Source organism: Caballeronia sp. KNU42 (assembly GCF_053760385.1).
Genome location: NZ_CM132389.1, coordinates 255662 through 269290 on the forward strand (window position 1 = coordinate 255662; position 13629 = coordinate 269290).

General features: G+C 58.6%; 14 protein-coding genes and 2 pseudogenes. 9 read left to right on the forward strand and 7 right to left on the reverse strand.

Translation table 11 applies throughout. From position 1 onward, the window contains the following. Nucleotides 1-122: 122 nt before the first annotated feature. Together ACSOSP_RS20225 and ACSOSP_RS20230 are read left to right on the forward strand one after the other, a co-directional pair. On the forward strand, nt 123-365 hold the full coding sequence (locus ACSOSP_RS20225; protein WP_455312675.1) for a hypothetical protein: 243 nt from the start codon (nt 123-125) through the stop codon (nt 363-365). Between the two features lie 151 nt (nt 366-516). Continuing rightward, complete coding sequence (locus ACSOSP_RS20230) at nt 517-765, forward strand: hypothetical protein (protein WP_031363300.1); 249 nt, start codon at nt 517-519, stop codon at nt 763-765. A 178-nt stretch (nt 766-943) separates the two neighbouring features. On the opposite strand, the gene ACSOSP_RS20235 is transcribed toward ACSOSP_RS20230, so the two are convergent. Further along, nucleotides 944-1417, reverse strand: coding sequence for an HU family DNA-binding protein (locus ACSOSP_RS20235; protein ID WP_455312676.1), 474 nt, complete (start codon nt 1415-1417; stop codon nt 944-946). A gap of 498 nt (nt 1418-1915) precedes the next feature. Between ACSOSP_RS20235 and ACSOSP_RS20240 the strand changes: the two genes are divergently transcribed. The 6 genes and pseudogenes from ACSOSP_RS20240 to ACSOSP_RS20265 all read left to right on the forward strand — a co-directional run bounded on the left by ACSOSP_RS20240 (nt 1916) and on the right by ACSOSP_RS20265 (nt 6605). Then, nucleotides 1916-2614 carry an H-NS family nucleoid-associated regulatory protein gene (locus ACSOSP_RS20240; protein WP_455312677.1) on the forward strand — a complete coding sequence of 233 codons (699 nt, stop codon included), beginning with the start codon at nt 1916-1918 and terminating at the stop codon, nt 2612-2614. Nucleotides 2615-2888: 274 nt separating this feature from the next. After that, a pseudogene (locus ACSOSP_RS20245) lies at nt 2889-3117 on the forward strand (hypothetical protein); the annotation flags it as partial. Between the two features lie 920 nt (nt 3118-4037). Next, nucleotides 4038-4085 (forward strand): annotated as a pseudogene (locus ACSOSP_RS20250) (hypothetical protein); the annotation flags it as partial. A 27-nt stretch (nt 4086-4112) separates the two neighbouring features. Next, nucleotides 4113-4493: a hypothetical protein gene (locus tag ACSOSP_RS20255; RefSeq protein ID WP_455313752.1), complete on the forward strand. Its 381-nt coding sequence runs from the start codon at nt 4113-4115 to the stop codon at nt 4491-4493. Then, nucleotides 4493-5092 carry a TadE/TadG family type IV pilus assembly protein gene (locus tag ACSOSP_RS20260; RefSeq protein ID WP_455312678.1) on the forward strand — a complete coding sequence of 200 codons (600 nt, stop codon included), beginning with the start codon at nt 4493-4495 and terminating at the stop codon, nt 5090-5092. Before ACSOSP_RS20255 ends, ACSOSP_RS20260 begins: the two co-directional genes overlap by 1 nt. A gap of 22 nt (nt 5093-5114) precedes the next feature. Continuing rightward, nucleotides 5115-6605 (forward strand): TadE/TadG family type IV pilus assembly protein, encoded by a 1491-nt coding sequence (locus ACSOSP_RS20265; RefSeq protein WP_455312679.1) that lies wholly within the window; start codon nt 5115-5117, stop codon nt 6603-6605. 597 nt (nt 6606-7202) lie between these two features. On the opposite strand, the gene ACSOSP_RS20270 is transcribed toward ACSOSP_RS20265, so the two are convergent. Both ACSOSP_RS20270 and ACSOSP_RS20275 read right to left on the reverse strand, forming a co-directional pair. Continuing rightward, complete coding sequence (locus ACSOSP_RS20270; protein ID WP_455312680.1) at nt 7203-7904, reverse strand: methyltransferase family protein; 702 nt, start codon at nt 7902-7904, stop codon at nt 7203-7205. A 222-nt stretch (nt 7905-8126) separates the two neighbouring features. Next, entirely contained in the window at nt 8127-8861 is a 735-nt protein-coding gene (locus ACSOSP_RS20275) for a tetratricopeptide repeat protein (protein ID WP_455312681.1), read from the reverse strand. On the opposite strand from ACSOSP_RS20275, the gene ACSOSP_RS20280 reads away from it, so the two are divergent. Further along, complete coding sequence (locus ACSOSP_RS20280) at nt 8845-9024, forward strand: hypothetical protein (protein ID WP_455312682.1); 180 nt, start codon at nt 8845-8847, stop codon at nt 9022-9024. The two genes, ACSOSP_RS20275 and ACSOSP_RS20280, sit on opposite strands and share 17 nt — an antisense overlap. A gap of 7 nt (nt 9025-9031) precedes the next feature. On the opposite strand, the gene ACSOSP_RS20285 is transcribed toward ACSOSP_RS20280, so the two are convergent. The 4 genes from ACSOSP_RS20285 to ACSOSP_RS20300 are packed head-to-tail and all read right to left on the reverse strand — an operon-like array spanning nt 9032 to nt 13603. Next, nucleotides 9032-9994, reverse strand: coding sequence for a type II secretion system F family protein (locus tag ACSOSP_RS20285; protein ID WP_455312684.1), 963 nt, complete (start codon nt 9992-9994; stop codon nt 9032-9034). Then, nucleotides 9991-10971, reverse strand: a complete 981-nt coding sequence (locus ACSOSP_RS20290; RefSeq protein ID WP_455312686.1) for a type II secretion system F family protein — start codon at nt 10969-10971, stop codon at nt 9991-9993. Before ACSOSP_RS20290 ends, ACSOSP_RS20285 begins: the two co-directional genes overlap by 4 nt. Next, on the reverse strand, nt 10968-12383 hold the full coding sequence (locus ACSOSP_RS20295; RefSeq protein ID WP_455312687.1) for a CpaF family protein: 1416 nt from the start codon (nt 12381-12383) through the stop codon (nt 10968-10970). The genes ACSOSP_RS20290 and ACSOSP_RS20295 overlap by 4 nt, the downstream gene beginning before the upstream one ends. Further along, complete coding sequence (locus ACSOSP_RS20300; protein WP_455312688.1) at nt 12383-13603, reverse strand: AAA family ATPase; 1221 nt, start codon at nt 13601-13603, stop codon at nt 12383-12385. The genes ACSOSP_RS20295 and ACSOSP_RS20300 overlap by 1 nt, the downstream gene beginning before the upstream one ends. Nucleotides 13604-13629: the final 26 nt, after the last annotated feature.

Here is a 13629-nt window from a genome sequence, read left to right on the forward strand (position 1 = left end):
GGTGCGAGCGGTAACTGCGTGTTACCAATCTCGCAAGCCGGTTTCACTTGTGAGCGCGACCCACACATAGACTCCTGTCATCTGAAGGGCATTCGAGTCCGACCATCTTTTTGGAGTTATCAATGAACACACGGCATGCGGTCACTGCATTATCGGCGCTGACTTTACTTGTGGCTGTCGGCACGGCGCACGCAGAGGGATGCCTGAAAGGTGCGGTGGTGGGCGGCGTGGCCGGCCACGTCGCAGGCCACCATGCCGTAATCGGAGCCATGGGCGGGTGCATCGTGGGTCATCACTATGCGAAAGAAAAGGAGAAAGAGCAGGCGGCGGCCGTGCGCCAGCGCACTTCCGTCGCGCCGTCCTGATGGTTGAATGCAGGTAGCGCGTATCGAACGCGTAGATTATTGCGTCGTGCACGGTCCAATAGCCGTGTTGCGTCGCTTCGTCTCGCCTTGCGTCGACGACGGCCGTGTCAGCAGCTTGCACGGTCACCGCCTCACCATATTGGAGAGATCCATGCTGCGAATCCCTAGCCTTCGAGTTACCGCGCAGTTGGCAGACGCAGAGTTGTGCGCCGAGTACTGCGCGCAGACCGGACGTCTTCGTATCCTCAAAGATGATGCTCTCGTGCGCGAGTGGTTTCCGCCAAATTCGTGGATGGCCATTGCGTCAGTCGCCGGCGCCCGCAATTGGGGAACGCGGCCCGATTCGAATGAGCTTCGCGCGTTGCTGGAAAGCCAGATGTCGCTGCTGCATATCGGCTAGTCGTCGCCGGCGCCATGTCGTTTGCAGGTGAGGCTGGTCATCACACAAAGGCATGGAGTTCAATTCGCTCTCGGCCAACAATCATTTTTTGCAATCTTATCGTCGAGCATGACGACCAACGGAAAACGCCCCTCGGATTTTCGTCGCGAGGGGCGTTGTCACTTCAGAACACTTTCGCTTACAGCGCGGCGTCCTTCAGTTTCTTCAGCGGGCGCACCTTGAGCCGCACCGAAGCGGGCTTCGCCGCGAACCATTTGTCTTCACCCGTGAACGGGTCCTTGCCGAAGCGCTTCTTCTTGGCAGGCACATCTTGCGCGACCACCTTCAGCAATCCTGGCAGTGTGAACTCCTGCGCGCCCTTCTTGTGAATCGATGCGAGCACCGTTTCTTCAAGAGCCGCCAACAACGCCTTGGCCGCCTTGGGCTCCACGCCCGAACGCTCGGCCAGGTGAACGGTCAGCGACGCCTTCGTGAACGTATCCTTGATCGGTTTCAACGGAGCCGCCGCATCCGGCTTCTTTACTGCAGGTGCAGCAGCCTTCTTCGCGACAGGGGCAGCTTTCTTGCTGACAGCCGGCGCCTTTTTCGTAGCGGGCGCCGCCGCTTTCTTCGTAGCGGAAGCAGCGGTTTTCTTCGTAGCGGTTGTTGCCATGAATGCCTCTCTTCTATAGTCAAAGGTTGCCCAAGGCCTTTGCCTTTGCGCCGTCACCGACTAACGCAAAGGTACAAATTCTCGGGTTGGGCGCCAGCGTAACAACACCTACTTGAAGACGCAACGCCTGGGACCATGAATTGAGGGGTTTTTTGCATAAAAGTCACGAAAATGGTGACCTGTACCCCGCTTCAGGGAGGCGGTTTCAGCAAAACCCCTACCCAGCGAGGTTTCGAGCACGCATCGAAGATTCGTCGAATCAAACCACAGCCCTACTGCCCGACAATGACTGCTTTGAGAAAACAGTGCCTCAGGTGGCTGGTGTCGCGATGATCGGGCGTACACAAACGGTGGCACATAAACGCAAATCGCGAAGGCCCCCCACCCGGTCCAACGGCCATCGTTGGCTGCATCTGCGTAACGCGACGACCCTGCCGACACTTTCACACTATCGAGGCTCATGGCATAGTGCGGCCATGTCCATTTAAGGAGTTCACGATGCTCACCCTCGAACAGATCCAGGCAAAGATGAAGAAATTGCAGGTGCAAGCGGACACGTTGATTGCAAAAAAGGCGCAAGCGGCAGTCGATCAAATTCGAAAAATCATGCTGACGCACGGGTTGACCACTGACGACATCGAGGCCAAAGCGAAGGCAAAGCGCGATGCGAAAGCGGCGAATGGAAGTGCTCCACTCGTCAAGGCGAAGGTCGCCAAAAGTCTGAAGGGCGGTACCCCGCCAAAGTATCAACATCCGAAGACAGGCGCCACCTGGACCGGTCACGGTCGCGCGCCGGCGTGGATTGCGGAGGCCAAGGATCGCGCCAGGTTCCTGATTGCGAGTAGCACCGACGCTGTTCGTGCGGCGAGTGTGAGTCCTCTGAAGCCAGTGAGTAAGGCCAAGACTGCGGTCAGGAAAGCCCCGGTAGTTGCAGGCGCACTTGCTTCCAAGGGACAGCGTAAAGGCCCGCAGCCGGCAAAATACCTCGACCCAAAGACCGGAGCAACATGGAGCGGACGTGGTCCGGCGCCCGCATGGCTCGCGGCGGCGAAAGACCGGACGAAGTTTCTGGTTGACGGTGCCGGCAGCGGTGCGGCGGATGCGGGTAGCGCCAAGCCTGCTGGTGGAAAAACTACCGTCAAGAAGGTAGCGAAGAAAGCTGCCAGGAAGGCTGTGACCGCGAAGACTGTGAGTTAAATTGTTTCGGTGAGTGAGACGCGGAAGCCACTCGCTGCAAAGACACCGATGAAGAAGATGTCAGCAAAGAGCGTCGTCGCGACGACCCCGTTAGCAGTTCTCGAGACCTGTGTCGGCTCGACGACCTGAATGTGATTGACCCGGGTTGATCAGCTACTCCTGGCCACACGGGGCGAACGAGGAGTACGACGTTCTGTTTCTGCTGCGGTAAGGAACCGGTGCGAAGCCCTTCATCCACAGGCTCGTCCAGCGCTTCATCGTCATCAATTGCGCAATGCGTTGGAATTTCCGGATTCAGCCGAGCCTGCGCGCCATTGAAGGATTGTTGTTCGAGCGCGGGGTTGTCGTCAGCTACCCCCGAAGGAAGTCCCGTACGGATGAAACTGCCCGGCCGCCGGTGCAACAAATTCGGCGCGGGTTTCGCACATCGGGTCAGGGCGGGTTTCTGCAAGCCCGGCACCATGTGGCATCTGGACGAAGTATTGGTGACGCTGCGCGGCGAGCGCCGGGCGACATTGAACGCATGCGTATGAACCTCAAAGCGCAGATGAATCGCGCACCTGGACGCTATCAGTCAACCGCTGACCAATTCCACTCATCAGCAACGCAGGTCGTGCGGGCCATTGGGATCTTTTTTCGCTTCGCGCTCCTTACTGCAACAAAATCTGCCTCACGTCCATTGCAGGGCAGTTCTTTGCAACCATCGGCAAACACCTCTCGAAATGCCCCCGACCGCCAATCCTCCCTATTTTGATTGCGCGTGAACGATGATCGACCGCCGCTTTTCTGCGCCCAGCCCGCGGCGTTCGCGCCGCTCAATGAAGTTTCCCGAACGTTTGCTCTGGGAAAAAGATCGCGAAAACGCGTTCATCATGAGAGTCGTGCCCGCGAGGTTGGACGAAAATCCGGCCACCCAATGTTCTGTATGAGACGCTCCGTGGAGTCTTGCAGGCAACAGCGCTCGACGACCGTGAAAAAGCGCGCTGCGTACGACTGAAGTGCGACTGTCGAGCTTTTATCGCGGGGGTAAGCGCGATGCATTAAAGCAATCAGATCGCTTGCCGTTATCCCAAGTGAGGACGATGAAAAATTCGAGCACGCCTGGCGCAGGCCGATTCGGCGGCCAAGCATTCAACCAACGCGGCTCATTGATAAGCGATTGACGCAAATAATTTACTGAACTGAGAGTTCGTGGCTCATGAAAAAAAGCACGCCTAGCGAGTGCGCACGACCAATATCGAAGGTGACGCCGCCCGGGCTCCCTCGTGCAATTGCGCCAGAAAAACACGTCGGTCCAGGACGCCGTTTTATCGCCGGCTTTGTTCATGCACTGCACAAAAAAACGTCGTGCACCAAGGTCACCACCAAGTCGCTGGCGAGATTTCTCTCGGAAGACAGCGGGCTGATCGTGCTCGAGTACGCAATGGTGCTCCCGCTTTTTCTGGCAGTTGTAATCGGGACGTTCCAATTCGGCCTCATGTTCACCAGGCAATCGCTCATGGACAACGCTGCACGCGACGCCGCCCGGCTGATCCGTATTGGAACGCTTACCGGTGGGTCTAGCACGTACTCTGGCAGTCTCACAACCGCAGTCTGCAACGACCTGAACGTGAACGGCTATAGCCTCGTTCCGTCATGCACCACGAATATCCAGATTTACGTAGCGGCCGCAAGTTCAGGGACGACCGCCGGCGCAGGTTTTAAGACGCTGTCCGTCGCAAGCATCAACAACGGAGTCATGACGCAGAGCAAGGCTTCATTGTCGCCAAAGTACGACGTCATCCTGCAGGTTGGCTACAACATGCCATGGGTCGCGTCCCTCTTTTCGGGTACGGCAATGCTGGTGTCTACCCTCGCCTTCCAGACGGAGCCTTATTAATGCTACCCGGGCTTTGTAGATTCCTGAAAAACACGCGTGGTATCGCCGCGTTGGAATTTGTGTTTGTCCTACCACTTATGACAGCGCTCCTGTTCGGCATCTATGAGGTTGGGGAGTTCGTCAGGGTGAACATGCAGTTGGCCAACGCAGCTTCCTCCATGGCTGACCTGATCTCGCAACAAAGCAGTGGCGTCACGAGTGGTACGACCGGTGTGTTGGGCAATTTCTGCAAAGCGGGCAAGTTGATGATGACACCCTTTCCGACCGGAGCGACGACCGGTAATGGCGCGTTCTCAGTGGCGATGGCGAGTGTGACCAACTACACGATCGGCGGCGTTACGGTGGATTGGGAGAGCGACGTTTCGTGCGCCTCCACGGCAACAGCCTTGGGCAACGCCGCCACGACGCTGGCCACGGCGCCGACAAACCTGCTGCCAAACGCCGGCGCACCCGGCGACAGCGTCATCATCGTGCAGGCGACATATCAGTACAGCTCGGTCATCCAGTACCTGATCCCCACAAGCTTCACGCTGACGAAGACGGCGTTTGCCCGGCCCCGCAACAACCTGTCGATTGCATGCACCGTACCCTGTTCCTGAGGACCTCCGCATGGCGCCGTCAATGAAGCCCAAGTTCTTGCGTATGCCGACCCGCCTCATCACCGATGAGGCGGGTGGTATCGCGTTGTCGTTCGCGTTGCTGCTCATCCCAATGATCCTGATCGTGGGTGGCGCTGTTGATTATGCACGCATGGTTCAGTACCGCGCGAGCTTGCAGAACGCAGTCGATCAGGCCGCAATCGCGGGCGCGGCAGCCTTCTCCGATCCCAGTCAGAGCGCCATAGCAACTCAGGTCGCCACTAATTATTTTAATCGCACGATCCTGCCGTCGAGCCTTTCGATTACAGCACCGAACGTGTCGACAAACAGCAATGGCACGATCAATCCTGCGCTTGGCAGCGCGGCGGCCTACACAGTTACCGTCAGCGCTACCGCGACGGTTTCCACGACACTGTTGTCGCTGGTCATCCCGTCAGCCACCATTACAGCGACGGGCACCGCTGGAGACCCGGTTGTCGCGGCGAACCTGACGCTTGGTCATATAAACTCGCGTGCGTGCGACGGAAATTCGGTTTATCTGTACAAGGTGCCATTGAATGCGAGCGGGAACGGGTACGACTATTCCGCGGTACCGGCCTGGACGACCCCAGCGGGCCTTCCCACCAACAATTACTTCATGATTGGCAGCAGCTACCAGACTGTTCCCGCCGGCCAGGTCATGCCCTCATTTAGCGCCAACCAGCCGCTGGGCGTGGCCCTCGTGAACGTCACAGACGGCAACACCGGGAATTCGGGTTGCGGGGTGGGGGTGACAGGAGCGAACTCGTATGGCGCTCCGTATATGAACAAGCAGACGTTTTATTCGTCGCTTCTTCTTAACAATCAGTCACCAAGCGAAAATAGCAATAGCTCGTACACCATTACGGTGAACTCGACCAACAGCTCGCAAGGCTCCTCGATCACCAGTGTCTATAACGGATCGACGCTCGTGCCACCACCCACCCAGAGTTCCTACAACACCCTCTCGGCTTACCTTGGCGTCAATGCGCCCGGCTCTGGCTATTCCAACTGCACGTCCACATCATCTACGACGGGATCGAACACTACGACCATCTATACCTGCAAGACACAATATCTGACGACGAAGACATCGACAAAACCGAACTGTTCGCTGTATGTGCAAACCGGGGTGACGCAGAGCTACGTCAACGGTCTGTCCAACTCCAGTACCGCACCGGCAGCTGCGCTGTCCAACTGTTTTTCCACGACGGGTGGCGGAGCGGCCTATGCGGCACCAAGCTGCTCCCAGCTGTCTGCATTGTCAAACAGCTCTACAGGTATTGCTCCCGCTGTCGTATTTTGGTGGGATGACGCCGGCGGGGTGGGGCCAGGCGAGCAATACTACAGCCCGTCAAGTCATTGCTCGGCTACAAGCGCAAACGGCCCGGGTTACGGTGAAGACTGCCAATACAAGAATAATTTTTTCCCGGCGACATGTACAACGAACGGCGGCAGCGGCTCCGGCAATACGCAAGTCGTGTTGACCCAATAGACGCACGAGCGAGACTGCATCGGCCGTCATGCTCGTCGACAAGCAATCGGCTTGTCATACATCAGCCGGCGGGCGACGCCAGGTGCGTTCCCCTCGCCGACAACTGAGTCGCTAATGTGTCCAGGTACACGAACTCCACAAGATTGAGCGTTACAGCCGGGAAAAGGATTTTCCGACGCCAGCGTTTGTCATCGATCAGCTAGTGACCGGACCTGTGCAAAGTGCTGTCAATGAACACGCCAGGCAAGCAGTTACATGGTGGCAGGATACAAGGACTACATCAATCGCGACATCAGCGCGCACCGCATCAGTCTAGAAAACGTGGGCATGAACGAGGTATGGTCACCGGCTCATTCCACTTGGCATCGAGCAGATGAGTGAAATCAGCAAGACGAATCCAATCAAACAGCGCTGAACATCCGAACGTGGAATCATGGGAAGCCGCCAACCGGTGAAGTGGCGTGGGCTACCTGCCTGTCTGCAACGACCGGAAGCGGAGATCAAGGTTGCTTGCGATCCTGATCGCGAATCCGCAAATAAAACGCGGCGTACATGGAGCCGTACGAGGCCAGCCCCCGAGCACGCCACGCGTCTACGTCAAAATACTCCAGGTACGAATCGATACCGCACGCGCGCAGCGTATTCGCGATACCTCACGTCCTTGTTCAGCACTCGTTCCTCTCGCACGACACGGTAAATCTGCAATCCCCAGAGAAGCAGAACCACGGCAAGATTCTGCACGCCGAAATCAGACGAAAGAAAGCCGATCTGATTGACGAAGTACCCGAGGTAAATGGGATGCCGCGAAAAACGATAAGGCCCGCTTACAACCACCCCGCGATTCGCGGGCAGAATTCCGAATGAACGTCGCAAGGCAATCTTTGCACTGAGCTGGATAACTACTCCCGCGATCTGCAGACCGGCCGCAACCGATTCGGGGATCAAGTGAATCCCGGGCTCGATACGAAAGGCGAGAAAGTAGAAACTGGCGCAGGTGGCAATCACTACCGTCGCAGGGCGCCAGTCACGCTCACGCGGCACGCGCGTGCAGACAGCAAGCGCAAGCGTGAGCAGTTCAGAAAACGCAAGTAGCAACAACGTAATCCGCGAGGGATCTTTGTGAAACTGCGAGATCGTCGATGAGACAAACATTGAAAACACCACGACTGCAAGCAGTCGCATCGCGATCTCGGCCAACAACTGATCGCGGGTCAGGGAAACGCTCTTCCATGCCGGCGGTCGAATGAAATTGCGGGGAACAACGGGTCGACCAGTAGGCACTGGAATTATCGATTTCATGATTCGCTCTCGTCAAAGTGCGGATTCGCCATGGGAATATGCCGGGTCAGTCGAACGCTTCACGGGTTCTTTAGCTCATTCGTGGACGCCCCGGATTGCGGCTATCCGTCTGTAAATTTGATGTGGACCATCTCACTGCCACCTGCTCTGGAATAGTTATCCTGTCGTTTTGTGAGTATTCGTGCGCATCGGGCTCCTGCTAGAGCTTCACCATCAGTCCTGTTACTGGAGGAGGTTTGCGGCCTGTACGGACTGCGCCGGCACTGCCGTGACCTTGGGCAATGAAGCGGATGACACCGGCTGCGGCAAAAGACGTTGGCGCTGGATCTCGTAGTAGCGCAGGTTGTCCTGAACTGATGCCTTTGGCAGGTCCCGCCCGAGAATTTCGGCGGCGGCTTCCGTATTGCCGAGAAGACCGTAAGCCAGCGCGAGATCCTGGCGCGCCTGCGGCGGCGCTTGCGGATATCGAGTGACGTCGAGCAGAACGTTTGCGCCGTCACGGGGATCGCCTCCGAGGATCAGCGACAAACCGAGATTCGAACTCAGTACGGGATCGCCTGGATTGATCTTGAGCGCCGCGCGCAAAGCGAGCTGCGCGCCCGCGTGATCCCCGCTTAGGTCAAGCGCGGCGCCAAGCCCCGCCGACGCCAACGGGTCACCCGGTGTGAGCGTGAGTACGCGCTGATAGGTGGAGATAGCTTCGTTAAAACGACGCTGATGGATCGCAACTCGTGCAATCCCGATGAGCGGCGCAGTGTTGGTCGGATCGATCAGGCTGGCGCGCTGATAGTAGACACCAGCACGCGTGAAATCGCCGACTGCGTACAGTGTGTTGCCAAGCCCGGTCAGGCCCGCCACCGAGCGCGGATCGGCCGCCACTATCCGGTCGTATATGGTCGTTGCAACTTCCATGTTGCCCGAGTCCAGCGCGGTATCGGCAATGCGTAGCTCACTCATGCTGCTCGGCGAGGAATTGCGCGTGACAGGTTGCGTAGTGGTCGTGCGTTGCGTGGTCGTGGTACAGGCGACAGTCGTGCCGAGGACCATCACGCAGATGACAACCCGGCAAAGACAAAGGGCGGTCGATCCAGTGGTCAGGCGTTCGGCGATTGAGTGGTGATTATTTTTCATTGCTTTGAAATGAGGTCGAGAAGTTGGATAACCGCAGGACCGGCCGCAATCAACACTACCGCCGGAAGAATAAATAACATCATCGGAACGACCATCTTAGGGGCAAGCTTTGCGGCCTTCTCCTCTAGCGAAGCGATGTGTGTGAGGCGTTCCGTGCGAGAGAGCGTGCGTAGCGCTTGCGTGATAGGCGTGCCGTACCGCATGGACTGGACGAGCGTGGAGATCAGTGCCCGGATGGATGGCAAATCGATGCGCTCGGCAAGCCCTTGAAGTGCACGCGTGCTGTCGCCGGAAAGCTTGAGTTCGTCGGCAGTGAGTGAAAACTCGTCAGCGAGCGGTGGGCAAATAGTCCTGAGTTCGTCCGCGACGCGCCGGATACTCACACCCAGGCTGTTGCCTGCGTTAGTGCAGATCACCAACAGGTCAAGCGCATCGGGCAGACATCCGGCCATCTTCTTGCGGCGGCGCGACGCGCGAAATGCGACCACGTACTCGGGAACGATCATGCCAACGATAAACGCGAGCAACATCATTGCGCCACGCACCGCCGGGTATTGCCCAATCATCGGGATATTAGACCCCAGCATGACCGTGAGGCCGGCACAAATCAACCCTATGACAAACTTCACTGCAAGCAGCACTGACACCGCCATATTGCTGCGATAACCGCTTCGTGCCATTTCCTTTTTTAGCTTGAGCCGGTATTTCGCGTCGAACAGTGGGAGCCGGTCTCCGATACTCCCAAGCCGCCGCACCAGTTGCTCGCGCCACCCGCCCTGCCCCTCGGCCTCCTCTATCTGCACGCCTGCCGCTCGTTGTGTGAGCGCGACCTGTCGCGCGCGATCGGCAATCCTGCCGCGCCGGCCGCCGCGCTTGGTCGCCCACCAGATTGCGAGCCCGGCGAAGAGCGTGGACAGCATCAGCAGATTGATGAGAGTTTCGATGTACTCCTGTTTCATCGCGAGGCATCCAGTTTTGACATCTTGGTGACGACGACAATGCCTATCACGACAGAGATGGCCGCGTAGGTAAACAGCTTCTGGCCGCCGGGGGTTCCGAAAAGCACTGGAAGGTACGTCTTGTCCAGTGATGACATCGCCAACATGATGACCAAAGGGATCGCCGTGAGGATCTTGGTCGTGATGCGGGCTTCACCTGTCAGAGCTCGCGACTTCTGGCGAATTTCGCGGCGCGAACGCACGATAGTGGCGAGGTTCTCAAGCGTCTCGCCGAGTTGGCCGCCCGTTTCACGTTGCAGTACCAAACACACGCAGAAGAAAGAAAAATCCGCAATTTCGATGCGCCGCACCGCCACCGCGAGCACTGCCTCGAGATCCAGTCCAATCTGAAGCGAATCGCTCATCAGCTTGAACTCGTGACGCAGCGGTTCCTGAACTTCTTCCACGGCCGAGCCAATCACATGCGTCACCGGTACACCAGCGCGAACTGCGCGTACGAGCAGGTCAATCAAGTCTGGGAAACCATCGAGAAAACGCTCTCGAAAGCGGTTCACGAGAAAGCTGTAGGCGCGCATACCCAGCAGCACCGGTAGCACGGTCACGAGCAATGGAGGGGCGAAACGGGGCAGCGGCATGAACTTCGTCATGAGAATCGCAACCAGTTCTCCAAAAATGGTTGCCGCAATCACGATGCGCAGCCCCTGCGCGCCTGCGACCGTGCGAAGGCGCGCGAGCTTCGGGCCGAACCAGTGGCTGAACGCGTTGTCTTCCTTGCTAACTCTAAAGAGATCCGCGTCGACCTGGTCACGTTCCTTCGTTGCGAGCTGCTGGCCCTGCAACGAGAATGTGTCGGCCATGCGCGCGTGGATCTGCGCCTCGGGCCTCTTGCTGCGCAAGTCCTGCACGGTCAGATACATCACGCCGAGCACGATCACGCACGCGAACGATGCAAAGGTGAAAAGGTCGATGCTGCTCATAGCTTCATCGCCTCCATCAGGGCGTCCTCGAGGCCGTAGTACGCCGCGCGGGCCGAAAACGCCGGGCGCACCGAGGCGCACTCGAACACGCCCTTTACTTCCTCGCTGTACGCGCTCGCATCGTAGCGGAAGGTGAAAAGGTCCTGCGTGATGATGACCTCGCCTTCCATGCCGACAAGTTCAGTGATCCGCGTGATGCGGCGCATCCCGTCGCGCATCCGTTCGATCTGCACGATCAGGTGCACGGCGCTCGCGATCTGGCGACGGATCGAGAGCAACGGAAGATTGCCGTTCGCCATCATGACCATGCTTTCCAGCCGGGTGATGCCATCGCGCGGCGTGTTCGCATGGATCGTCGTCATGGAGCCGTCGTGGCCGGTGTTCATTGCCTGTAGCACGTCAAAGGCTTCGGGGCCGCGGGTTTCGCCGAGGATAATGCGGTCCGGGCGCATCCGCAGTGCATTGCGCACGAGGTCACGCTGAGCGACAGCGCCGAGTCCTTCGGAGTTTTCCGGGCGCGTTTCAAGGCTCACCACGTGGGGCTGCACGAGTTGCAGTTCAGCGGCATCTTCGATCGTAACGGTGCGCTCGCCGAGGTCGATGAAGTGCGACAGCGCGTTGAGCAATGTTGTCTTCCCCGAACCCGTACCGCCCGACACGATAATGTTGAGCCGGCAGGTGCTCGCGAGCTTCAGCACGTTCGCCATCGCCTGCGACAGGTTGCCCTGCTGCGCCATGCGGTGAAGCGTGATGTTGCGCTTGGAAAATTTACGAATGGAGATGACCGCGCCGTGGATCGCGAGTGGCGGCAAGACGACGTTGACCCGGCTGCCGTCGGCGAGTCGTGCGTCTACCATCGGGCTGCTTTCGTCTACGCGTCGCCCGACGCCCGCTGCAATTCTCTGCGCCACGTTCACGACGTGCGTGTTATCGCGGAACTTGTAGGGAGTAAGTTCAAGTCGGCCATGCCGTTCCACATAGACCTGGTCTGGCCCGTTCACGAGCACGTCGGTTACGGTTTCGTCGGCGAGCAGCGGTTCGATAGGGCCGAGGCCGAACATATCGTTGAGCAGGTCGCCGACAATCTGCACTTGCTCGGAGATCGTGATGTTCAGGCGCTCACGCTCGGCGATCTCCAGCACGAACTGTTCGACACTAGGCTTCATTTGCTCGCGTGTCTTGCCGACGACGGCGGACGCGTTCATCGAAGCGAACACGCCATCGCGAATGGTCCGGAAAAGGTCCGAGCGCACCAGCAGTTCATTGCCTTCCGACTGGCCGGCGCGTGACACAGCCGCCGCTGGGATCGCGAGAGCGACTGCCGGATCGAGCAAGGCGAGCGCGGGTGCGTCTGCGCCCCCCCCGTGCACCGCATCACCGACTATGGATGCGCCCTTCTTTTGTCCGAACATCAGTTTCTCCTCAACCTGAGCTTCTGGAAGAACGTGCGTTCAGCGTTCGAGTGCTGTCCGGTCAGGTCACTGCCAATGCGCGTGATTGTCTGGTTGAAACCGTTGGCCGTCTTGTCTTTGGGCGCTTCGCCCAGGTTTGCGGCGATCATTACCGCCTTTGCTTCGTAGGGAATCTCATGCAGCACGGTGCGTCCGACCGCCGACATGAAGTCGGCCGACTCGACCTTGCCCGCTGCCGAGGAAGTCGTGTTGTTGAGCAGGATCGAAGTGCTGGGATTGTTCTCGCGGTCCTCGATGAAGCGCAAACGGCGGATCGTCTCACGAGTCGAGTGTACCGAGCGATCCGCGACCAGATACACGCGTGACGAGTGGTCGAACGCGTCGGCTGCCAGCGGGTCTGCCAGGTCACCAACGTCGAGGATCACGTAATGAAAGTTGTCGCAAAGGAGTGCCAGCACGCGCCCGAGCGAGTTATCCGCGAACGACCGCGGCGCGCCATAGTCGAGTTCCGCTGACAGCACGAAAAGACGTGAACCCTTGGCGACGAGCGTGCGCTCCACGTATTGTGGGTCGAGACGGTGCACGTTCTGCAATACGTCGGAGAGACCGTTGTTGCTCTGGATGCCGAGCATGCTGTTGGCAGCACCGCCATACAGGTTCAGGTCGACGTAGGCGATCCGGCGGTGGGTGTCTTCGGCCAGATGGCGTGCGACGTTTAACGCGATCGTCGTCACGCCCACCCCGCCACGCGAGCCCGCAAACGCGACAGTCTTGCCTGCGCGCAGACGCTTTACCGGGCTCACCTTGCCGTCGGACACATTCAGCGTGCGCCTGAGCAACTCCACCGTGAGCGGCTTCACGAGATAGTCGCGGATACCGATCTGGAGCAAGGCACGGAACAGGCCGACGTCGTTGCGTTCGCCAAGCGCCACTACCTGCACGGAGGGCTCGCACACTTCGGCCAAGCGACCGAGATCGGAAAGCGGCATCACGGAGTCGTGCAGGTCCACGAGCAGGAACAATGGCGAACGCTCGAGCTTTGCCACATAGGCGATTGCATCGTTCACCCCGCCAATCGCGATGTACGTGTGCGGCATAGCCTGTTCAAGGACATAGCTTTTGAGGACCTGCTCAGTCTTCTTGTCGATGACGAAGGCGATGAAATCAGCGCTGCGGGTGCCAGCTTTGCCCTTCGCAAAATTGGACTCAGTCGTGCTCATGTTGTGCTCCCATTAGAATGCTCGCG

Coding starts and splice junctions, on each gene's coding strand:
- ACSOSP_RS20225 (WP_455312675.1), top strand. CDS start 123: ATGAACACACGGCATGCGGTCACTGCATTATCGGCGCTGACTTTACTT.
- ACSOSP_RS20230 (WP_031363300.1), top strand. CDS start 517: ATGCTGCGAATCCCTAGCCTTCGAGTTACCGCGCAGTTGGCAGACGCA.
- ACSOSP_RS20235 (WP_455312676.1), bottom strand. CDS start 1,417: ATGGCAACAACCGCTACGAAGAAAACCGCTGCTTCCGCTACGAAGAAA.
- ACSOSP_RS20240 (WP_455312677.1), top strand. CDS start 1,916: ATGCTCACCCTCGAACAGATCCAGGCAAAGATGAAGAAATTGCAGGTG.
- ACSOSP_RS20255 (WP_455313752.1), top strand. CDS start 4,113: ATGGACAACGCTGCACGCGACGCCGCCCGGCTGATCCGTATTGGAACG.
- ACSOSP_RS20260 (WP_455312678.1), top strand. CDS start 4,493: ATGCTACCCGGGCTTTGTAGATTCCTGAAAAACACGCGTGGTATCGCC.
- ACSOSP_RS20265 (WP_455312679.1), top strand. CDS start 5,115: ATGAAGCCCAAGTTCTTGCGTATGCCGACCCGCCTCATCACCGATGAG.
- ACSOSP_RS20270 (WP_455312680.1), bottom strand. CDS start 7,904: ATGAAATCGATAATTCCAGTGCCTACTGGTCGACCCGTTGTTCCCCGC.
- ACSOSP_RS20280 (WP_455312682.1), top strand. CDS start 8,845: ATGCGTAGCTCACTCATGCTGCTCGGCGAGGAATTGCGCGTGACAGGT.
- ACSOSP_RS20275 (WP_455312681.1), bottom strand. CDS start 8,861: ATGAGTGAGCTACGCATTGCCGATACCGCGCTGGACTCGGGCAACATG.
- ACSOSP_RS20285 (WP_455312684.1), bottom strand. CDS start 9,994: ATGAAACAGGAGTACATCGAAACTCTCATCAATCTGCTGATGCTGTCC.
- ACSOSP_RS20290 (WP_455312686.1), bottom strand. CDS start 10,971: ATGAGCAGCATCGACCTTTTCACCTTTGCATCGTTCGCGTGCGTGATC.
- ACSOSP_RS20295 (WP_455312687.1), bottom strand. CDS start 12,383: ATGTTCGGACAAAAGAAGGGCGCATCCATAGTCGGTGATGCGGTGCAC.
- ACSOSP_RS20300 (WP_455312688.1), bottom strand. CDS start 13,603: ATGAGCACGACTGAGTCCAATTTTGCGAAGGGCAAAGCTGGCACCCGC.